Below are 20763 nucleotides of genomic sequence, written 5' to 3' on the forward strand. Positions count from 1 at the left end.
GTCAGGCCTGGCTCAGGTACCAGCGCCAGTCCTGTTCGCCGACTTCGGCCATGAACTGGCGGTACTCGGCGCGCTTGACCGCCAGGTACACGCCGAGGAACTCGGCGCCCAGGGCTTCGCGAGCCCAGTTCGAGCGCTCAAGCGCAGTCAGCGAGGTCAGCCAGTCGGTGGGCAGCAGTTCGCTGGCCTGGGCGTAGCCATTGCCCTCGACCGGCGCGCCCGGGTCGAGTTGCTGGCGGATGCCGTGATGCAGGCTGGCGAGAATCGCTGCTGCGGCCAGGTAAGGGTTGGCATCGGCGCCGCAGATGCGGTGCTCGATGTGCCGGCTGTTGGCCGGGCCGCCGGGCACGCGCAGGCTGACGGTACGGTTGTCGACGCCCCAGGTCGGCGCCAGCGGCGCATAGCTGTTGGCCTGGAAGCGGCGGTAGGAGTTGGCGTTGGGGCAGAACAGCAGCAGCGAATCGAGCAGCAGCGTGAGCATGCCGGCCACCGATTGGCGCAGCAGCGGTGTACCGGCTTTGTCTTCGCTGGCGTAGAGGTTGTTGCCCTGGGCATCGGCCAGGCTCACGTGCATGTGCATGCCAGTGCCGGCCAGGTGATCGAACGGCTTGGCCATGAAGCAGGCCTGCATCCCGTGCTTGTGCGCCACGCCCTTGACCAGGCGCTTGTAGCGCACCGCCTGGTCCATGGCCAGCAGCGCATCGCCATGCTCGAGGGTGATTTCCACCTGGCCCGGGGCGTACTCGGAAATCGCCGTGCGCGCAGGAATGCCCTGGGCCTTGCAGGCCGCGTAGAGGTCGGCGAGAAACGGCTCGATCTGCTCCAGCTCACGCAGGCCGTAGACCTGAGTGCCACGCGGGCGCCCGCCGTCGCGGTCCAGGGCCGGTTGCGGGCGGCCGTGGCTGTCACGTTGCTGGTCGAGCAGATAGAACTCCAGCTCGCAGGCCATCACCGGGTAGTAACCGTCGGCCTTGAGCGCATCGATGACCTTGACCAGCAGGTGGCGCGGGTCGGCGACAGTCGCCGGCAGGCCTTCGCTGGGGTGCATGCTGACTTGTACTGCAGCGGTGGGAATCTGCCGCCACGGCAGGCGCACCAGGCTGTTTTCCAGCGGGTAGGCGCGGCAATCGATATCGCCGACATCCCAGACCAGGCCTGAGTTTTCCACATCGTCGCCGTTGAGGGTCAAACCGAGGATGGTGCTGGGCAATGGCCGCCCGCTTTCGTACACCGCCAGCAGCTCTTCGCGGTGCAGCAGCTTGCCGCGTGGCACGCCGTTGGCGTCGAGGATGAACAGCTCGATCATCTCGATATCGGGGTTTTCAGACAGGAACGTTCGGGCCTGCTCGATAGGGGCAAAGTGCATGGTGTGCTCGCTCGCGCCCTCAGGCGCACAGGACTGTGCAGCCGGACAGGCGCCAGTCATTGACAAGGAAGGTCGGCCAGAAGCTGGCCGCACGGTTCACTGCAGAGCGAGGCGGGCGTCCGGCGGGCGGGCATGGCGGCAGTGCCACAAAGCCCAGAAGGCGAGAATGATGTGTACCAGCGGATTTTCCCCGCAGCGCGCCCGCACCTTCGGGAACGAAGGGCGCAGCAGCAGGCGGGGCAAACCGGTAGACGAAGTCATGCCTGGATACTCCCATGCCGGGGAAGGTTCATTAAATCAGCCTTTGGGTAACTTCAGATAAGCCGCGGCTAAACAATCGTCCGCCCGCCCGCAACCGTGCCGAGCGTCGGCAAATCTGCGACAATCGCAGCCCTTGAAAAGCCGATCATGCAAAAGCAGGCTCACCTGCACGACTAAAAAGCCCCCATGACTGACCACGCGATTGATCAACTGCTGAAAAACCTCGACCACGCCATGATTGCCGAGCGCCACCGTCTGCGCCGGCAGTTGCACGAGCTGCGCAAGCGCCCGGATGAGGCCAGGCTTGCGCAATGGGTCGACAAGGTCCAGGCCTCCTGCGCCCAGGTCACCGCGCGCAAGGCCAGCGTGCCGAGCATCCGTTACGACGACAGCCTGCCGATTGCAGCCAAGCGTGACGAGATCAAGAAGGTTCTGGCCGAGCATCAGGTGCTGATCATCGCCGGCGAAACCGGCTCGGGAAAAACCACCCAGCTGCCGAAGATCTGCCTGGAACTGGGCCGCGGCCAGCACGGCCTGATCGCCCATACCCAGCCACGACGGATTGCCGCGCGCAGCGTTGCCACCCGGGTTGCCGAAGAGCTGGGCACGCCGCTGGGGGCGCTGGTCGGCTACCAGGTGCGCTTCGAAGACCAGAGCGATGCCAATACCCTGGTCAAGCTGATGACCGACGGTATCCTGCTGGCCGAAACCCAGCACGACCGTTTTCTCGAGCGCTACGACACCATCATTGTCGACGAAGCCCACGAGCGCAGCCTTAACATCGATTTTCTGCTCGGTTACCTCAAGACCCTGCTGCCGCGTCGCCCCGATCTCAAGGTCATCATCACCTCGGCGACCATCGACCTTGAGCGCTTCTCCAAGCATTTCAACGATGCGCCGATCATCGAGGTGTCGGGCCGCACCTACCCGGTGGAAACCTGGTACCGGCCGGTAACCCGCGAGCAGGACGAGGAGGGCAACCGCGTCGAGGACGACCTCACCGTCGACCAGGCGATCCTCGCCACCCTCGACGAGATTGCCGCCTTTGAGCGCAGCCAGGGCAAGGGCCCGGGCGATGTGCTGGTGTTCCTGCCCGGCGAGCGCGAGATTCGCGACGCTGCCGAGATGCTGCGCAAGGCGCAGTTGCGCCACACCGAAATCCTGCCGCTGTACGCGCGCCTGTCGCCGGCCGAGCAGCAGAAGATTTTCCAGTCCCATCCGGGGCGGCGCGTGGTGCTGGCCACCAACGTTGCCGAAACCTCGCTGACGGTCCCGGGCATCCGCTATGTGATCGATAGCGGCACCGCGCGCATCAGCCGCTACAGCTACCGGGCCAAAGTTCAGCGCCTGCCGATCGAAGCGGTGTCCCAGGCCAGCGCCAACCAGCGCAAGGGCCGCTGCGGGCGGGTCGAGCCGGGCATCTGCGTGCGCCTGTACAGCGAAGAAGACTTCAATGCGCGGCCGGCCTTTACCGACCCTGAGATCCTGCGTACCAACCTGGCGGCAGTCATCCTGCAGATGCTGCATCTGCGCCTGGGCGATATTGACGCCTTCCCGTTCATCGAGCCGCCGGACGGCAAGGCCATCAGCGACGGCTTCAACCTGTTGCAGGAGCTCTCGGCGGTCAACCGCGAGAACCAGCTCACGCCCCTGGGCCGCCAGTTGGCGCGCCTGCCGGTGGACCCGCGGCTGGGCCGCATGCTGCTCGAAGGCGCCAAGCAGGGCAGCCTCAATGAGCTGTTGATCGTCGCCAGTGCGCTGTCGGTGCAAGACCCGCGCGAGCGGCCGCCGGAGCGCCAGCAAGCGGCGGACCAGGCCCATGCGCAATGGAAAGACGCCGACTCCGACTTCGCCGCGCTGGTCAACCTGTGGCGTGGCTTTGAAGAGCAACGCCAGGCCCTGACCGCCAGCCCGCTGCGCAACTGGTGCCGGAAGAATTTCCTCAACTACCTGCGCCTGCGCGAATGGCGCGATGCTCACCGTCAGCTCAGCCTGATCTGCCGCGACCTGCAGTTGAGCATCAATAAAGAGCCTGCCGACTACCCGCGCCTGCACAAGGCGATCCTCTGCGGTCTGCTCAGCCAGATCGGCCAGAAGAGCGAAGACGGTGACTACCTCGGCGCCCGCCAACGGCGCTTCTGGGTGCACCCCTCGTCCGGCCTGGGCAAGAAGCGTCCGCAATGGTTGATGACCGCCGAGCTGGTGGAAACCACCAAGCTCTATGCGCGCATGGTGGCCAAGATCGATTCGGACTGGATCGAGCCGCTGGCCGGGCACCTGATCAAGAAAAACCACTTCGAACCGCACTGGGAGAAGAAGCGCGGCCAGGTGGTGGCCTTCGAGCAGGTCACCCTCTATGGCCTGATCGTGGTTGGCCGGCGGCCGGTGCATTACGGCCCGGTCGACCCGGTAATGTCCCGCGAGCTGTTTATCCGCGAGGCCCTGGTCGGCGGCGAGATCCAGTCCAAGGCCAGGTGCCTGACCGCCAACCGGCGCTTGCTTGAGCAACTCGACGAGCTGGAAGCCAAGGCCCGCCGGCGCGACATCCTCGCCGATGAAGAAACCCTGTACGGCTTCTATGAGGCGCGGCTGCCGGCCGAGATCCACCAGACCGCAACCTTCGACAGCTGGTACCGGGTCAATAGCCAGAAAGACCCGCAGTTGCTGATCATGCGCGAGGAAGACGTGCTGGCCCGCGAGGCCAGTGAGGTCACCGCCGCGCAGTACCCGGACACCCTGCGCCTGGGCGATCTGAGCCTGGCCCTGAGTTACCACTTCGAGCCAAACCATCCGCGCGACGGCGTTACCGTGCGGGTGCCGGCGCCGCTGTTGCCGAGCCTGCCGGGCGAACGCCTGGAGTGGCTGGTGCCGGGCCTGCTGGAAGCCAAGTGCATCGCCCTGGTGCGCAACCTGCCCAAGGCCTTGCGCAAGAATTTCGTGCCGGTGCCGGACTTCGTCAAGGCCGCCCTGCAGCGCATGAGCTTCGCTGAAGGTTCGTTGCCCCAGGCGCTTGGCCGCGAGTTGCTGCGCATGACCGGTGCGCGGGTCAGCGACGAAGCCTGGGCCGAAGCTGCGGCCCAGGTCGACAGCCACCTGAAGATGAACCTGGAAGTGGTCGATGGCCAGGGCAAGTTCCTCGGTGAAGGCCGTGACCTGGCCGAGCTGACCGCGCGCTTTGCCGCGGCCAGCCAGGCCGCGCTGGCGGTCCCGCAAACCGCGCAAAGCCAGCAGCCGGTGCAGGCCAAGGCCTTCACCCAGGTGGCCGAGACTGCGCAACAAAAGTTTGCCGGGCTGTCGATGACGGTCTATCCGGCGCTGGTGGAAGAAAACGGCACGGTCAAGGAAGGGCGCTTCTCGACCCAGGCTGAAGCCGAGTTCCAGCACCGCCGAGCCTTGCAGCGCCTGCTGCTGCAACAACTGGCGGAGCCGGCCAAGTTTTTGCGCGGCAAGCTGCCGGGGCTGACCGAGCTGGGCTTGCTGTACCGCGAGCTGGGTCGGGTCGAGGCGCTGGTCGAGGACATTCTGCTGGCCAGCCTCGACAGTTGCATCCTTGAAGGCGAGGCCACGCTGCCACGCGATGGCGCCGGCCTGGCCTCGCTGGCCGAGCGCAAGCGCGGCAGCTGGGCCGAGCACGCCGAGCGTCTGGCTCGCCTGACCCTGGAAGTCCTCAAGCTCTGGCATGGCCTGCAAAAGCGCTTCAAGGGCAAGATCGACCTGGCCCAGGCCGTGGCCCTCAACGACATCAAGCAGCAACTGGGCAACCTGGTCTACCCCGGCTTTGTCCGCGAAACCCCGGGGCTGTGGCTCAAGGAGCTGCCGCGCTACCTCAAGGCGATCGAGTTGCGTCTTGAGAAGCTTGGCGCCCAGGTGCAGAAGGACCGGGTCTGGAGCGGCGAGCTGGGCAACCTCTGGAGCCAGTACCAGACCCGCCTGGACAAGCACCTGCAGGAAGGCAAGCGCGACGAGCAGCTGCAGCTGTACCGCTGGTGGCTGGAGGAATACCGGGTGTCGTTGTTCGCCCAGCAGTTGGGCACCAAGGTCCCGGTTTCCGACAAACGACTGAGCAAGCAGTGGAGTCAGGTGGAAGCCTAAACCCCTGCAGTTGTGGCACACTTGACCGATATACGCCGCGCATCCCGGAAAAACCTGCCGGGCCTGCGCGGCTCACGCATGCAGCACTGCGCAGTGGCCCGCAAGCTGGGGGCATTGCCAGTCAAAGTTGGTACTTTGGTGCCAACTCAAACCGACCGAACAGGCCGTTGCCGGGCTGGCAATGGCCCCGAACAGAGGAACGACCGTGCATAACGTCGTCATCAGCGGCACCGGCCTGTACACCCCGGCCAACAGCATTTCCAACGAAGAGCTGGTGGAGTCCTTCAATACCTACGTGCAGCAGTTCAATCGCGACAACGCCGCCGCCATCGAGCGCGGTGAAGTCCAGGCCCTGGCCGAGTCCAGCGCCGCCTTCATCGAAAAAGCCTCGGGTATCAAGAGCCGCTTCGTCATGGACAAGGACGGCATCCTCGATCCGCAGCGCATGAAGCCGCGCCTGCCCGAGCGCTCCAACGACGAACCGTCGATCCTCTGCCAGATGGCCGTGGCCGCCGCCGAGCAGGCCCTGCAACGCGCCGGGCGTACTGCCGCCGACGTCGATGCGGTGATCGTTGCCTGTTCCAACCTGCAGCGCCCGTACCCGGCGATTGCCATCGAAGTGCAGCAGGCGCTGGGCATCAACGGCTTTGGTTTCGACATGAACGTAGCCTGCTCGTCGGCCACCTTCGGCATTCAGACTGCCTGCAACAGCGTACAGTTGGGCCAGGCCCGCGCAGTGCTGGTGATCAGCCCGGAAATCTGCACCGGCCACCTGAACTTCCGTGACCGCGATAGCCATTTCATCTTTGGTGATGCCGCCACTGCCGTGTTGGTGGAGCGCGCCGACCTGGCCACCTCCAGGCACCAGTTCGACATCGTCAGCACCAAACTGCTGACCCAGTTCTCGAACAACATCCGCAACAACTTCGGCTTCCTCAACCGCGCAGCCGAAGAGGGCATTGGCGCCCCCGACAAGCTGTTCGTCCAGGAAGGCCGCAAGGTGTTCCGCGAGGTCTGCCCGATGGTCGCCGAGCTGATCGGCCAGCACCTGACCGAGAACAACCTCAATGTCAGCGACGTCAAGCGCTTCTGGCTGCACCAGGCCAACCTGAGCATGAACCACCTGATCGTGAAGAAACTGCTTGGTCGTGACGCCCTCGAAGAAGAGGCACCGGTAATCCTCGACAGCTACGCCAACACCAGCTCGGCAGGCTCGGTAATCGCCCTGCACAAGCATCAGGACGACCTGCCGCAGGGCGCCCTGGGCGTGCTCAGCTCGTTCGGGGCCGGCTATTCGATCGGTAGCGTGATCCTGCGCAAGCGTTGAGCTGCAACTACCGGTGAAGTGTCCCACGTTGTTGCGACACTTCACTGATAGCGTTGGCTGTAACAAATCCGCCTAATCGGACTCTACCCGCAGAACGATGGATGGATGGCGATGACTGCTGAACAACAAACCCGCTTGCTGGAGCGGCTGCTCAAGGGTGAGCAACAGGCGTTCAAGGAACTGGTCGACAGCTATCAGGGCGCCATGCGCGCAGTGGCCTATGCGATTGTCGGCAGCCGGCATGCCGACGAAGCGGTACAGGACGCCTGGCTGGCGGTGGTGCGCAACCTCAAGGGGTTCGAGCAGCGCTCGAGCCTGAAAACCTGGCTGCTGACCATTACCGCCAACGCGGCCAAGACCCGCTACAAGCAAAATCGCCGCGAAGTGCTTCTCGATGACTTGCCAGGCCCGCATGGCACCATTGGCGATGAGCGCTTTGCTACCGACGGCCACTGGCTGCAAGGGCCTTCGGCCTGGCATGAGGACACCCCTGAAGCCCTGCTCAGCCGCGAGCAGATGCGTGAGTGCCTGGAGCACACCTTGCTCAGCCTGTCGGAACTGCAATGCAGTGTGCTGGTGCTACGCGAGCGCCAGGGCCTGGAGCTCGAGCAGATCTGTAATCTTCTCGAGATTTCCCTCTCCAATGTCCGCGTATTGCTGCACCGCGCGCGCCTGAAGGTCTTCGCCACCCTGGAACATTTCGAGGAAACCGGTCAATGCTGAGCTGCAAGGAACTCGTCGCCCGCTCCAGCGACTACCTGGATGGACAACTGACCCTGGGCGAGCGCCTGATGGTCCGTCAGCACCTGTTGTTCTGTCGCCATTGTCGGCGCTTTCTCAAGCAGATGCGCGTGGCCCAGGCCACGGTACGGGCTTTGCCGGAACAACCGGCGGGCGACAGCGAGGCACTGGCCGAGCGTCTGGCGCGGGAGCTGAAAAACTCCTGAATCCGGCTCGGGAGGCTCTGCAACGGAGCTTTCCGGCTTATTTCATTTCGAAGTAAAAAAGTTCCCCTGTCACAAAACATTTATCTAAAAGCCACTGATCTGACATACACCCCCGCCAAGATTCCTCCCCAGCACAAGTGGCCTGAGCCGCGTGTTTTTCCAACATTATCAAGACCATAAAGTAGGGGAGCTTCTTCGATGATCCGTAAGCACTTCGCAGGTTTCGTAGCCAGCGCCTTGGCCATGGCCGTTACCGCCCAGGCTTTCGCGGGTACCGTGACCACCGACGGCGCCGATATCGTAGTCAAGACCAAGGGTGGCCTCGAGGTCGCTACCACCGACAAGGAATTCAGCTTCAAGCTGGGCGGTCGGATCCAGGCTGACTACAGCCGTTTCGACGGTTTCTACACCAACAACGGCAATACCGCCGACGCCGGTTACTTCCGCCGCGCCTACCTGGAACTGGGCGGCGTGATGTACAAGGACTGGGCCTACCAGATCGCCTACGACTTCTCGCACAACTCCGGCGGTGACAACCGTTCCGAAGACGGCTACTTCGATGAAGCGTCCCTGGCCTACAACGGCTTCAGCCCGGTATCGATCAAGGTCGGTCGTTTCGACCCCGAGTTCGGCCTGGAAAAAGCCACCAGCTCCAAGTGGGTGACCGCGCAGGAACGTACTGCCGCCTATGACCTTGTCGACTGGACCAACGCCCACAACGGCGGCCTGGGTATCCAGGCTTCGGGTACTGTCGGTGACTCGCTGTACGGCTCGGTCGGTGCCTTCGCCAAGGACGCCACCAACCAGGACAAGGACGGCGACAGCACCAAGCAGTTCAACCTGCGCGGCGTCTTCGCGCCGATGCACGAAGCCGGCAATGTCCTGCACTTCGGTATCAACTACGCCCAGCGTGACCTCTCCGACACCGCCTTCGATGGTCGTATCCGCAGCCGTCTGGGCATGCGCGGCGTCAGCACCGACGGTGGCCAGGATGCCGGCAGCAACGGCAACCGCCTGACCCTGGGCGGCGCCAACAACACCCCGGCCGGTGCCTACGACACCGACAAGGCCTGGGGCCTGGAAGCGGCATGGGCCATGGGCCCGTTTTCGGTACAGGGCGAATACGTCAAGCGTGACGTCCAGGCCGACAGCGCCTCGTTCTCCGACATCAAGGCAGACGGCTACTACGGCCAGCTGGCTTACACCATCACCGGTGAAGCCCGTGGCTACAAGCTCGGCAAGTTCGACAGCATCAAGCCTTCGAACAAGCAGATCGGTGCCTGGGAAGTGTTCTACCGCTATGACCACCTGAGCGTCGATGACGACAACGGCGCCTTTGCCAACATCGATGATGTCGAAGGCAAGGTCCACAACGTCGGCCTGAACTGGTATGCCAACGAGTCGATCAAACTCAGCGGCGTGTACGTCAAGGCCAAGGTCGACAACGCCCAGAACGCTGCCGGCGACGACAGCGGCGACGGTTTCGTAATGCGCGCGCAATACGTGTTCTAAGCAACACCGCTCCTCATCCGTTAGATCTTCAGCCCCGCTTGCGCGGGGCTTTTTTTCGTCTGCGCGACGAGGCAGACTGCGCCAATGCCCAAGCTCATCCTGCAACACCTAGCCGAACTCACGCCTGCCACCTGGGACGCCCTGGTGCCGGGGGACCAGCCGTTCCTGAGCCATGCATTCCTGTGCAGCCTGGAGGACAGCGGCAGTGTCAGCCGCCACACCGGCTGGAGCCCCGCGCACCAGTTGCTGACCGACAGCGCCGGGCAACTGCGAGCGGCCTTGCCGGCCTACGTGAAAACCCATTCATTCGGCGAGTACGTGTTCGACCACGGCTGGGCCGATGCCTGTGAGCGGGCGGGTATTGCCTACTATCCCAAGCTGCTGTGTGCCGTGCCGTTCTCGCCGGTGACCGGCCCACGGCTGCTGGGCGACCCGCATGCGGCGGCCGAGTTGGTGGATCAACTGACCGATGAACTGTTCGAGCAGGGGATGTCCGGCGCCCATATCAACTTCACCGATGCGCAGGCGGATGCGCTGATGCGCGAGCGTGACGGCTGGATGGAGCGCCTGGGATGCCAGTTTCACTGGCGTAACCAGGGCTACCGCGACTTCCAGGATTTTCTCGATACCTTGAGTTCACGCAAGCGCAAGCAAATGCGCAAGGAGCGCGAGCAGGTGGCGGGGCAGGGTATCGAGTTTCGCTGGTTTCGCGGCGAAGCGCTGAGTGAGGCGCAGTGGGATTTCGTATTCGCCTGTTATGCCAATACCTATGCCGTACGCCGCCGTGCGCCGTATCTGACCCGGGAATTCTTCAGCCTGCTGGCCGAGCGTATGCCTGAGTCAATACGCGTGGTGATGGCGCGCCAGGGCGGGCGTGATGTGGCCATGGCCTTCAGCCTGGTCGGTGGCGACAGCCTGTATGGCCGTTATTGGGGCTGCCTGGACGAGTTCGACCGGCTGCACTTCGAGACCTGTTTCTACCAGGGCATGGATTGGGCGATTGCCGAGGGTTTGCAGCGCTTTGATGCCGGTGCGCAGGGCGAGCACAAGTTGATTCGCGGCTTTGAGCCGGTGATCACTCGTTCCTGGCACTATCTGCTGCACCCGGGCTTGCGCCGGGCGGTGGAGGAGTTCCTTGAGCAGGAGCGGGCAGGGGTGTTGGCTTATGCCCAGGAAGCGCGTTTGGCGTTGCCTTATCGGCAAAGTTGAGGGCCTCATCGCGGGTCAAGTCGAGGCGTCGCACCGCCGCTCCCACTGTGGGAGCGGCGGTGCGACGCCTCGACTTGACCCGCGATGAGGTTACTGTCAGTCGATCCCGACAAACCCCCCGGTCTGGTGGTGCCACAACCGCGCATACAGGCCCTGATGCGCCAGCAACTCCGAGTGGCTGCCCATCTCGGCAATCCGGCCTTTTTCCAGCACCACCAGGCGGTCCATGCGGGCAATGGTCGACAGTCGGTGGGCAATGGCAATCACGGTCTTGCCTTGCATCAGGGTTTCCAGGCTTTCCTGGATTGCCGCTTCGACTTCCGAGTCCAGCGCTGAGGTGGCTTCGTCCATGATCAGGATCGGCGCATTCTTGAGCAGCACCCGGGCTATGGCGATGCGCTGGCGCTGGCCGCCGGAAAGCTTGACCCCGCGCTCACCGACATGGGCATCGAAGCCGGTCCGGCCCTGAGCGTCGGACAGCTGCGGGATGAACTCGTCAGCCCGCGCCCGGCGCACCGCTTCCCATAGCTCATCTTCAGTGGCATCGGGCCGGCCATAGAGCAGGTTTTCGCGGATCGAGCGGTGCAGCAGTGAGGTGTCCTGGGTGATCATACCGATTTGTGCGCGCAGGCTGGCCTGGGTCACCTGGGCGATGTCCTGGCCATCGATGAGGATGCGCCCGCTTTCCAGGTCGTAAAGGCGCAGCAGCAGGTTGACCAGGGTCGACTTGCCGGCGCCGGACGGGCCGATCAGGCCGATCTTCTCGCCGGGGCGGATGTCCAGGTTGAGGCCATCGATGATGCGGCTGCCCTTGCCATAGTGAAAGCTGACGTTGTCGAACTTGACCCCGCCGCGTTCGACCTTGAGCTTGGGCGCGCTAGGCGAGTCGTTGACGCTGACCGGCTGGGCGATGGTCTGCAGACCGTCCTGGACCATGCCGATGTTCTCGAAGATGCCGTTGACCACCCACATGATCCAGCCCGACATGTTGACGATGCGGATCACCAGGCCGGTGGCCAGGGCGATGGCGCCGACGGTGATCAGCGACTGGGTCCACAGCCACAGGGCCAGGCCCGTGGTGCTGACGATCAGCAGGCCGTTGAGGCTGGTGATGACCACGTCCATGCTGGTGACCACGCGGGCGGCCAGCTGGGTTTTTTCGGTTTGTTCGCTGATCGCTTCGCGGGCGTACTGCTGCTCGAAGTCGGTATGGGCGAAGAGTTTCAGGGTGGCGATGTTGGTGTAGCCATCGACGATGCGGCCCATGAGCTTGGAGCGGGCATCGGAGGAGATCACCGCACGGGCCTTGACCCGTGGCACGAAGTAGTAGAGCGCGCCGATGTAGCAGGCGATCCAGGTGATCAGCGGCAACATCAGCCGCCAGTCGGCCTCGGCAAACAGCACCAGCGAGCTGATCGCGTAGATCAGCACGTGCCACAGCGCGTCCACCGCCTGCACCGCCGAGTCGCGCAGCGAGTTGCCGGTCTGCATGATGCGCTGGGCGATGCGCCCGGCAAAATCGCTCTGGAAGAAGTTCAGGCTCTGCTTGAGCACGTAGGTGTGGTTCTGCCAGCGGATCATGCTGGTCATGCCCGGGCTGATGGTCTGGTGCACCAGCAGGTCGTGCAGGCCGACGAACACCGGGCGCAGCAACAGCGCCACCACCAGCATCCACATCAGCTCGCCGCCGTGCTCGCTGAAAAAGTTGACGTTCGGCGTGCCCTGGGCCAGGTCGATGATCCGGCTCAGGTAGCTGAACAGCGCCACTTCGATCAGCGCACCGATCAGGCCGACCACCAACAGGGCGGCAAAGCTCGGCCAGACCTGGCGCAGGTAGTACACGTAGAATGGCCACACCGTGGTCGGCGGCGCCGCAGTGGGCGCCTCACGGAAAATGTCGATCAGTTTTTCGAAGCGGCGAAACAGCATGAAAACGGTAACTCCTGTTCAGTTCGACCCGCGGGCCTGGTTCACGTCCCTGTGAAGCCCAAGGTCAGTCGATGCGTTTGGCCGACTTGATGAATACCGGGTCGACCGGCACATCGCGCATGCCTTTTTTCACTGTGGTGGGCGAGTTGACGATCTGGTCGACCACTTCCATGCCTTTGACGACCTTGCCGAACACCGCGTAACCGCGGTCGCGGCCCGGGTCGAGGAAGGCATTGTCGGCGACGTTGATGAAGAACTGGCTGGTGGCCGAGTTCGGGTCGGAGGTGCGCGCCATCGACAGCGTGCCACGGACGTTCTGCAGGCCATTGCTGGCTTCGTTGCGGATCGGGTCTTTGGTGGGCTTTTGCACCATCTGCTCGGTGAATCCACCGCCCTGGACCATGAAGCCCGGGATCACCCGGTGGAAGATGGTGTTGTTGTAGAAGCCGCTGTCCACGTACTGCAGGAAATTCTTGGTGCTGATCGGCGCCTTCTCCGCGTTCAGTTCCACTTCGACCTGGCCGAAGCTGGTGTCGAGTAATACGTGGGGCGTCTTTTCGGAAGCCATCAGGCTGGTGGCGAAAACGACCGAGCAGGTGGCGAGCAGGAGTTTTTTCAGCATGGGCTCAATGATCCTTGAGAGGTGGTGGACGCCGCCAGGAACTGCAGCAGCGTCTGATTGAAGACGTGAGGTTGATCCAGGGGTGTAGCGTGCCGGGAATCTTCGATAACCGCCAGCCGTGCCTGTGGAATCAGCGCAACGTAGCGCTCTTTAAGTTGTACCGGGGTGTAATCCTGGTCGGCGCTGATGACCAGGGTAGGACAGCGAATTTGCCCCAGGCGTTGCGCCACGCCCCAGCCGACTATGGCGTCGAAACTGGCCAGGTAGGCGCGTTTGTCGTTCTTTGCCCAGCGCTCGGCCATCTTGCGGCGTAAATCGGCCTGCTGCGGCTTGGGGAACAACCGCTCGGCCAGGCCCTTGCCGATGGTTTCAAGGCTCAGCACGCGGGCCAGGGCCCAGCGCTTGGCCCACCAGATCCAGTCGCTGCGGCTGCGGCGCTTGACCTCCGGGGCGCTGTTGACGATGCACAGGCTGCGCAGCCACTGGGGATGATCGACGGCAAACTGAAAGCCGACCATGCCGCCCATGGACAGCCCGACCAGGTGCACGGGGCCGGTCTGCAACCGCTCGAGCAGGGCCAGCAGGTCGGCGCTGAAGCTGGCGATGCTATAGCGCTCGCGTGGCTTGTCGGAGCGGCCATGGCCACGGATGTCCATGAGGATCACGCGGTAGTGGCGAGCCAGCTCCGGCACCTGCATTTCCCAGTCCTGGCAACTGGAGCCCAGGCCATGCAACAGCACCAGCGGCTCGCCCTGGCCGTATTCCTCGTAGTGTAGCGAGCAACCTTCATGTTCGAAGTAGGCCATCGGCGTGATTCCTGTCAGGCTTGGGCGGGCGCGGCGAAGGGCACATCCAGCGGTGCGGTGTCGAAATTGCGCAGCAACTCGACGAGGATCTGCGTTGCCGGGCCCAGGGGTTTGTCCTTGTTCGAGTAAAGGTAGAACAGTGGGTGGCGACTGCCACCCTGATCCAGTGGTAAAGGCTTGAGCAGGCCTTCACGCAGCTCGCGCTCGATCAGGTGCCGCGGCAGCCAGGCAAAGCCCAGGCCGCTGCTGACGAAGGTGGCGGCGGTGGCCAGGCTGCCGACCGTCCAGCGCTGTTCGGCGCCCAGCCAGCCGACATCGCGTGGCTGGGCGCGGCCTGAATCGCGAATCACCACCTGCAGCTGGCTTTCCAGGTCCTGGAAGCTCAGTTCCCGGTTCAAGCGGTGCAGGCTGTGTTCGGGGTGGGCGACGGCGACGAATTCGACCGAACTCAGTTCGGTGCCCAGGTAGCCGGAAATGTTGAAGCCGCTGATGGCAAGGTCCGCAATGCCTTCATGCAGCACCTCTTCGACCCCGGACAGCACCTCTTCGCGCAGGCGCACCCGGCAGCCACGGCTTTGCGGCATGAACGCGCTCAAGGCGCGGACCAGGCGAGCATTGGGGTAGGCGGCATCGACCACCAGGCGCACTTCGGCTTCCCAGCCCTGTTCCATGTGATGGGCCAGGTCTTCAAGCTGGCTGGCCTGCTTGACCAGTTGCCGCGAGCGGCGCAGCAGCACGTTGCCGGCCTCGGTCAGCACCGCCTTGCGCCCGTCGATACGCAGCAGCGGTACGCCGAGCTGGTCCTGCATGCGCGCCACGGTATAGCTCACCGAGGATTGCGAACGGTGCAGGGCCTCGGCGGCCTGGGCAAAACCGCCGTGATCGACCACCGCCTGCAGGGTCCGCCACTGATCCAGGGTTACGCGCGGCGCTTTCATCTTCGGCTCCTGTTGTCCTAAGCTGGCGCTCTTTCATGGAGAGCGTCGTATGAAGAAATGTTGTGCTGTATTGCTGGCCCTGCTTCCGCTCACGGCCCTGGCCTATCCCATCGACGTGAAAAAAGACATCGACGGCGTCAAGGTCGACTACACCACCTACGACACCGACCGTGACATCGGTTCGATCAGCGTCAACAACTATGGCGACGTCGATGCCCAGTGCAAGGTGACTTTCCGCAATGGCCCGGAAGCGCCACGGGTACGCCGGGTGAATGTGCCGGCGAAAAAAAGCGTCGATGCCACTGCCAAGTTCAACCGGGAAATCATCAAGCTGCGCATCACCTTGGACTGCAAGCCGAAATAAAACAATTTAACTGATAGGTTGGACCCAGTTTTTACGCTTTTTTATCGATAGGTCAATCATTAATCTTGCCTCCATCGACTTACCGAACTCGCCGATGGAGGCAAGCCCCATGTCCCGTGTACTCGTCATCGAAAGCAGCGCCCGCCAGCAGGACTCGATCTCCCGGCAACTGACCCGCGACTTCGTCAGCCAGTGGCAAGCCGCCCACCCGGCCGACCAGGTGACCCTGCGCGACCTGGCTGTCAACCCGGTGCCGCACCTGGATGGCAACCTGCTCGGCGGCTGGATGAAGCCCGAAACCCAGCGCAATGCCGAAGAGCTAGAGGCCCTGGCTCGCTCCAACGAGCTGACCGATGAAGTGCTGGCCGCCGATGTGCTGGTGCTGGCCGCGCCGATGTACAACTTCACCATCCCCAGCACCCTCAAGGCCTGGCTGGACCACGTACTGCGCGCCGGCATCACCTTCAAGTACACCGAAACCGGCCCGCAGGGCCTGCTGACCGGCAAGCGCGCCTACATCCTTACCGCTCGCGGCGGCATCCATGCCGGCGCCAGCAGCGATCACCAGGAACCTTACCTGCGCCAGGTCATGGCCTTCATCGGTATCCATGACGTGACCTTCATCCACGCCGAAGGCCTGAACATGGGCGGCGATTTCCACGAGAAGGGCCTGAACCAGGCCAAGGCGCAGCTCGCCGCCGTGGCATAAGCCGGCAATGAATTTTCCCGCCTGACACCTGTTGCTCCTTTGGGTGTACCTGCCCGGTCTGCCTTGCGCGTGACCGGGCTTTTTTATGCTGCTTGGCGTGCTAGCCGGCCTTGCCAGCGACTATTGCCGGGTCAGCCGCTAACCGTTAAGGTCGCCGCCTCCACAGCAAGGGGCCAACATGGGCTATTTATTGATCGTCGCGCTGATCCAGGCGTTTTCCTTCAGCCTGATCGGCGAGTACCTGGCCGGGCATGTCGACAGCTATTTCGCCGTGCTGGCGCGGGTGCTGCTGGCCGGCCTGGTGTTCCTGCCGCTGACCCGCTGGCGCCAGGTCGAAGCGCGCTTCATGCGTTCGATGCTGCTGATCGGTGCGCTGCAGTACGGCATCACCTATGTCTGCCTGTACCTGAGCTTCCGCGTGCTGACGGTGCCGGAGGTGCTGCTGTTCACCATTCTCACGCCCTTGCACGTGACCCTGATCGAAGATGCCCTGAACCGGCGCTTCAACCCCTGGGCGTTGGTGGCGGCGTTGGTGGCGGTTGCCGGCGCGGCGGTGATTCGCTTCGACAGCATCAGCCCGGACTTTTTCATCGGCTTTTTGCTGCTGCAACTGGCCAACTTCACCTATGCCGCCGGGCAGGTGCTGTACCGTCACCTGATCGCACGCAACCCCAGCGACCTGCCGCATTACCGGCGTTTCGGTTACTTCTACCTGGGCGCCTTGCTGGTGGTGCTACCGGCCTTTTTGCTGTTCGGCAACAGCCAGCACCTGCCGAGCACCGAGGTGCAATGGCTGGTGCTGCTGTTTTTGGGGCTGTGCCCGACGGCACTGGGCTTGTACTGGTGGAACAAGGGTGCCTGCCTGGTTTCAGGCGGCACCCTGGCGGTGATGAACAACCTGCACGTGCCGGTCGGTTTGCTGCTCAATTTGCTGATCTGGAACCAGCACGAGCCGCTCGGCCGGTTGTTCATCGGCGGGGCGGTGATCCTCGCGTCGCTATGGCTCAGTCGTCTCGGCACTCAGCGCCCGCTGCTGGCTGGGCAGGGGCGAGGGTAACAGGCCGGCGCGCAGGTCATTGCCGCTGGGTTGCTGGTACAGGCTCAGGCCGAACTCCGGCATCACCGCCAGCAAGTAGTCGAAGATGTCGCCCTGGATCCGCTCGTAGTCGGCCCACGCCGTGGTGCGCGTGAAGCAGTAGATTTCCAGTGGCACGCCCTGGGCGGTGGTCTGCATCTGGCGGACCATGCAGGTCATGTTCGGCTGGATCTCCGGGTGGCTCTTCAGGTAGGCCAGGGCATAGGCACGGAAGGTGCCGATGTTGGTCATCCGGCGACGGTTGGCGGACAGTTCGGCGACATTGCCCTGGGCCTCGTTCCAGGCTCTGAGCTCACTGCGCTTGCGGGCAATGTAGTCGGTCAGCAGACGTACTTCGCTCAGGCGCTGCTCCTCATCGGAGCGCAGGAAGCGCACGCCGCCAGCATCGATGAACAGGCTGCGCTTGATCCGTCGCCCGCCCGACTGCTGCATGCCGCGCCAGTTCTTGAACGACTCGGACATCAAGCGCCAGGTGGGGATGGAGACGATGGTCTTGTCGAAGTTCTGCACCTTGACCGTGTGCAGGGTGATGTCGACCACATCGCCGTCGGCGCCGACCTGGGGCATCTCGATCCAGTCGCCGACCCGCAGCATGTCGTTACTGGTCAGCTGTACGCTGGCGACGAACGACAACAGGGTGTCCTTGTAGACCAGCAGGATGACCGCCGACATGGCACCCAGACCCGAGAGCAGCAATAGCGGCGAGCGGTCGATCAGGGTGGCGACGATAACGATGGCGCCGAACACGAACAGGACCATCTTCGCCAGTTGCACGTAACCCTTGATCGAGCGGGTGCGGGCGTGCTCGGTGCGCGCGTAGATGTCCAGCAGGGCGTCGAGCAGGGCGCTCAGGGCCAGGGTCAGGAACAGGATGGTGAAGGCCAGGGCGAGGTTGCCGAGAAAGTGCTGGCTGGTGGCGCTCAGCTCCGGCACCAGTTTGAGGCCAAATTGCACCACCAGTGACGGGGTGGTCTGGGCCAGGCGCTGGAACACCTTATTCTCGCGCAGGTCATTGACCCAGTGCAGGGCTGGCTGGCGGCCAAGCAGACGGGCGGCGTGCAGCACCAGAAAGCGCGCCACGCGGCCGAGCAGCAGGGCGATCACCAGCAATACGCCCAGGCCGATACCGGCGTGCAGTAGCGGGTGTTGATCGAGGGTGCCCCAGAGGTCCAGGGTGTTTTGCCACAGCTGTTGAATGTCCATAACGGTGTCGTAAAGGGTCCGCAAGTCGAAAACAAGGCCATTAGAGCGCGGATCGGCAAGAAGTTGCCAAAAGAAATTCGGCTCCGACGCCGGAAAACGTTACCCTATGCAACTGAATTTTTTGCACATGCCCGAGGTACACCCGTGTTTTCCCAATTCGCCCTGCACGAACGCCTGCTCAAAGCCGTGGCCGAGCTGAAATTTGTCGAGCCGACGCCGGTGCAGGCAGCGGCCATCCCTTTGGCGTTGCAAGGGCGTGACCTGCGGGTGACGGCGCAAACCGGTAGCGGCAAGACCGCAGCCTTCGTCCTGCCAATGCTCAACCGCCTGGTTGACCTCAAGCAGAAGCGCGTCGAGATTCGTGCCCTGGTGCTGCTGCCGACCCGCGAGCTGGCGCAGCAGACCCTCAAGGAAGTCGAGCGCTTCTCCCAGTTCACTTTCATCAAGGCCGGGCTGATCACTGGTGGCGAAGACTTCAAGGAGCAGGCCGCCATGCTGCGCAAGGTGCCGGACGTGCTGATCGGCACCCCGGGCCGCCTGCTCGAGCAGCTCAATGCCGGCAACCTGCACCTGGAGCATGTCCAGGTGATCGTGCTCGATGAAGCCGACCGCATGCTCGACATGGGCTTTGCCGAAGACGTCGAGCGCCTGTGCAATGAGTGCCCGAACCGCGAACAGACCATGCTGTTCTCCGCCACCACCGGCGGCGCCGGCCTGCGCGACATGATCGGCAAGGTGCTGAAAACCCCTGAGCACCTGATGCTCAACAGCGTCAGCCAACTGGCCGAAGGCACCCGCCAGCAGATCATCACCGCGGACCACAACCAGCACAAAGAACAGATCGTGCAGTGGCTGCTGGAGAACGAGACCTACGACAAGGCGATCATCTTCACCAATACCCGGGTGATGGCCGACCGCATCTACGGTCACCTGGTGGCCAAGGACTACAAGGCTTTCGTCCTGCACGGCGACAAGGACCAGAAAGATCGCAAGCTGGCCATCGAGCGCCTGAAGCAGGGCGGCGCCAAGATCCTCGTGGCTACTGACGTTGCCGCCCGCGGCCTGGACGTCGATGGCCTGGACCTGGTGATCAACTTCGACATGCCGCGCAGCGGCGACGAATACGTGCACCGCATCGGCCGTACCGGCCGTGCCGGTAACGAGGGCCTGGCGGTGTCGTTGATCTGTCACGGCGACTGGAACCTGATGTCGAGCATCGAGCGCTACCTGAAGCAGACCTTCGAGCGCCGGGTCATCAAGGAAGTCAAAGGCACCTACACCGGGCCGAAGAAGGTCAAGGCCTCGGGCAAGGCGGCCGGTGTGAAAAAGAAAAAGACCGATAAAAAGGGCGACAAGAAGGTCGTGGCCAAGCGCAAGCCAACAGCCAAGCCAAAGCCTAACGCGCCGCTGGCCAGCGCCGACGGCCTGGCACCGCTCAAGCGCCGCAAGCCGGCGCCGGCTGCGGAGTAAGCGCCGGCTTCATAGCCCTCCCACAGGTTCTTTGCAGCCCTTGTGGGAGCGGCGGTGCGGCGACCCGACTTGACCCGCGATTGTTTCACCCCGATTTCAAGTCTTTTTCTCAGCGGTCTTCAATTCCTGCATCCGCTTGTCGATCAGTTGGCACTTGTCCGGCAAGTCCTTGCTGGCCGTGCCCAGCTCCATCTTCTGCAGCTCGTCGTTGATCTCCTTGGCCTTCTGCGGGTTCTGCTCGGTGAGCTTGCTCACTTCCTTGGCCAGTTCTTCGCGCTTGGCCGTCGCTTCTTCCAGCGTGCACGCCCAGCCGGGCAGGGCCAGCAGCAGGCTGGCGGCAGCGGCAATGTTCAACAGGGTTTTCATCGGCAGGCTCCCGGGCAATCAAGGTGAAGTCTTGCGGTTGAGCCTGGCCGGGCGGCGAAAGTTCAGTCGAACCGCAGCCGCGTACACCGGTCACAATCTTACCTACCCCTGATTGAGGCTATGCCGATGACCACCTACGACTGGGACCTGATCGAACGCCTGTTGCACGAAGCGCAGAACAGCGCCGGCCACAGTTTTACCCCCAGGCCTTACGCCGAGCAGCATGCGGCCCAGCTGGCGGCCGAAGGTGCAGCCCCTGGCGATCTCGATCATCTGAAAACCCTGGCATGTGAGTATGAAAAGCTGCTGTTCGAGCGCGGTTACTTTGCCTCACGCCCGGAAGACGAGGGCGGCAACGGCGAGAACTTCATCCTTACCGAGCGGGGCTCGCGGCTGCTGAGCCTGCTGGACAGCAGCATTCCGGGCAACGATCACCCGCGCCAGGTGCTGGATGAACAGGAGGATGCACTGGACGAGGCGACTTTCGATCATTTGGCCTCCAAGGCGCAGATTGCCTGAAGCAGGTAACACAAGGCTGGCATTGAG

Annotated in this window: 19 protein-coding genes; 11 read left to right on the top strand and 8 right to left on the bottom strand. The window is 63.4% G+C overall.

The genetic code is table 11. The features are described 5' to 3' along the window. Nucleotide 1: 1 nt before the first annotated feature. Both LOY34_RS06995 and LOY34_RS07000 read right to left on the bottom strand, forming a co-directional pair. Nucleotides 2-1366: a glutamine synthetase family protein gene (locus LOY34_RS06995; protein WP_195883321.1), complete on the bottom strand. Its 1365-nt coding sequence runs from the start codon at nt 1364-1366 to the stop codon at nt 2-4. A 96-nt stretch (nt 1367-1462) separates the two neighbouring features. After that, the gene (locus LOY34_RS07000; RefSeq protein ID WP_195883322.1) at nt 1463-1627 is read right to left on the bottom strand and encodes a hypothetical protein; all 165 of its coding nucleotides are present in this window, start codon (nt 1625-1627) and stop codon (nt 1463-1465) included. A gap of 186 nt (nt 1628-1813) precedes the next feature. On the opposite strand from LOY34_RS07000, the gene hrpA reads away from it, so the two are divergent. From hrpA to LOY34_RS07030, 6 genes are all read left to right on the top strand, one after another. Continuing rightward, nucleotides 1814-5719: an ATP-dependent RNA helicase HrpA gene (gene hrpA, locus LOY34_RS07005; RefSeq protein ID WP_195883323.1), complete on the top strand. Its 3906-nt coding sequence runs from the start codon at nt 1814-1816 to the stop codon at nt 5717-5719. Between the two features lie 205 nt (nt 5720-5924). After that, entirely contained in the window at nt 5925-7046 is a 1122-nt protein-coding gene (locus LOY34_RS07010) for a beta-ketoacyl-ACP synthase III (protein ID WP_195883324.1), read from the top strand. 111 nt (nt 7047-7157) lie between these two features. After that, on the top strand, nt 7158-7769 hold the full coding sequence (locus LOY34_RS07015; RefSeq protein ID WP_045193411.1) for an RNA polymerase sigma factor: 612 nt from the start codon (nt 7158-7160) through the stop codon (nt 7767-7769). Then, the gene (locus LOY34_RS07020; protein WP_093386024.1) at nt 7763-7993 is read left to right on the top strand and encodes an anti-sigma factor; all 231 of its coding nucleotides are present in this window, start codon (nt 7763-7765) and stop codon (nt 7991-7993) included. Before LOY34_RS07015 ends, LOY34_RS07020 begins: the two co-directional genes overlap by 7 nt. 198 nt (nt 7994-8191) lie before the next feature. Next, nucleotides 8192-9505 (top strand): OprO/OprP family phosphate-selective porin, encoded by a 1314-nt coding sequence (locus LOY34_RS07025; protein ID WP_045193409.1) that lies wholly within the window; start codon nt 8192-8194, stop codon nt 9503-9505. An 84-nt stretch (nt 9506-9589) separates the two neighbouring features. Continuing rightward, nucleotides 9590-10714 carry a GNAT family N-acetyltransferase gene (locus tag LOY34_RS07030; protein ID WP_258664447.1) on the top strand — a complete coding sequence of 375 codons (1125 nt, stop codon included), beginning with the start codon at nt 9590-9592 and terminating at the stop codon, nt 10712-10714. Nucleotides 10715-10810: 96 nt separating this feature from the next. Here the strand turns inward: LOY34_RS07030 and LOY34_RS07035 are convergent, their stop codons facing one another. The 4 genes from LOY34_RS07035 to LOY34_RS07050 form a co-directional block, all read right to left on the bottom strand. After that, nucleotides 10811-12643 carry an ABC transporter ATP-binding protein gene (locus LOY34_RS07035; RefSeq protein WP_195883326.1) on the bottom strand — a complete coding sequence of 611 codons (1833 nt, stop codon included), beginning with the start codon at nt 12641-12643 and terminating at the stop codon, nt 10811-10813. Between the two features lie 64 nt (nt 12644-12707). Continuing rightward, nucleotides 12708-13265 (bottom strand): peptidylprolyl isomerase, encoded by a 558-nt coding sequence (locus LOY34_RS07040; RefSeq protein ID WP_195883327.1) that lies wholly within the window; start codon nt 13263-13265, stop codon nt 12708-12710. Next, nucleotides 13259-14071: an alpha/beta fold hydrolase gene (locus tag LOY34_RS07045; RefSeq protein WP_093386004.1), complete on the bottom strand. Its 813-nt coding sequence runs from the start codon at nt 14069-14071 to the stop codon at nt 13259-13261. Before LOY34_RS07045 ends, LOY34_RS07040 begins: the two co-directional genes overlap by 7 nt. 14 nt (nt 14072-14085) lie before the next feature. Beyond that, nucleotides 14086-15009: a LysR family transcriptional regulator gene (locus tag LOY34_RS07050; RefSeq protein WP_045193404.1), complete on the bottom strand. Its 924-nt coding sequence runs from the start codon at nt 15007-15009 to the stop codon at nt 14086-14088. Between the two features lie 49 nt (nt 15010-15058). On the opposite strand from LOY34_RS07050, the gene LOY34_RS07055 reads away from it, so the two are divergent. The 3 genes from LOY34_RS07055 (at nt 15059) to LOY34_RS07065 (ending at nt 17139) form a co-directional block, all read left to right on the top strand. After that, complete coding sequence (locus LOY34_RS07055; protein ID WP_045193403.1) at nt 15059-15373, top strand: hypothetical protein; 315 nt, start codon at nt 15059-15061, stop codon at nt 15371-15373. Between the two features lie 109 nt (nt 15374-15482). After that, the gene (locus tag LOY34_RS07060) at nt 15483-16082 is read left to right on the top strand and encodes an FMN-dependent NADH-azoreductase (RefSeq protein ID WP_045193402.1); all 600 of its coding nucleotides are present in this window, start codon (nt 15483-15485) and stop codon (nt 16080-16082) included. A gap of 178 nt (nt 16083-16260) precedes the next feature. Further along, nucleotides 16261-17139 (top strand): carboxylate/amino acid/amine transporter, encoded by an 879-nt coding sequence (locus LOY34_RS07065; RefSeq protein ID WP_045193401.1) that lies wholly within the window; start codon nt 16261-16263, stop codon nt 17137-17139. Here the strand turns inward: LOY34_RS07065 and LOY34_RS07070 are convergent. Continuing rightward, the gene (locus LOY34_RS07070) at nt 17080-18381 is read right to left on the bottom strand and encodes a mechanosensitive ion channel family protein (RefSeq protein ID WP_195883328.1); all 1302 of its coding nucleotides are present in this window, start codon (nt 18379-18381) and stop codon (nt 17080-17082) included. The genes LOY34_RS07065 and LOY34_RS07070 overlap by 60 nt on opposite strands. A 144-nt stretch (nt 18382-18525) precedes the next feature. On the opposite strand from LOY34_RS07070, the gene LOY34_RS07075 reads away from it, so the two are divergent. Next, complete coding sequence (locus tag LOY34_RS07075; RefSeq protein WP_045193399.1) at nt 18526-19851, top strand: DEAD/DEAH box helicase; 1326 nt, start codon at nt 18526-18528, stop codon at nt 19849-19851. Nucleotides 19852-19947: 96 nt separating this feature from the next. Here the strand turns inward: LOY34_RS07075 and LOY34_RS07080 are convergent, their stop codons facing one another. Next, nucleotides 19948-20217, bottom strand: a complete 270-nt coding sequence (locus LOY34_RS07080; protein WP_045193398.1) for a hypothetical protein — start codon at nt 20215-20217, stop codon at nt 19948-19950. 126 nt (nt 20218-20343) lie between these two features. Here LOY34_RS07080 and LOY34_RS07085 point away from each other — a divergent pair, with 126 nt between their 5' ends. Further along, nucleotides 20344-20736 carry a transcriptional regulator gene (locus LOY34_RS07085; protein ID WP_093385881.1) on the top strand — a complete coding sequence of 131 codons (393 nt, stop codon included), beginning with the start codon at nt 20344-20346 and terminating at the stop codon, nt 20734-20736. Nucleotides 20737-20763 lie beyond the last annotated feature (27 nt).

It is taken from the genome of Pseudomonas sp. B21-009 (assembly GCF_024749345.1).
GTDB lineage: Bacteria > Pseudomonadota > Gammaproteobacteria > Pseudomonadales > Pseudomonadaceae > Aquipseudomonas.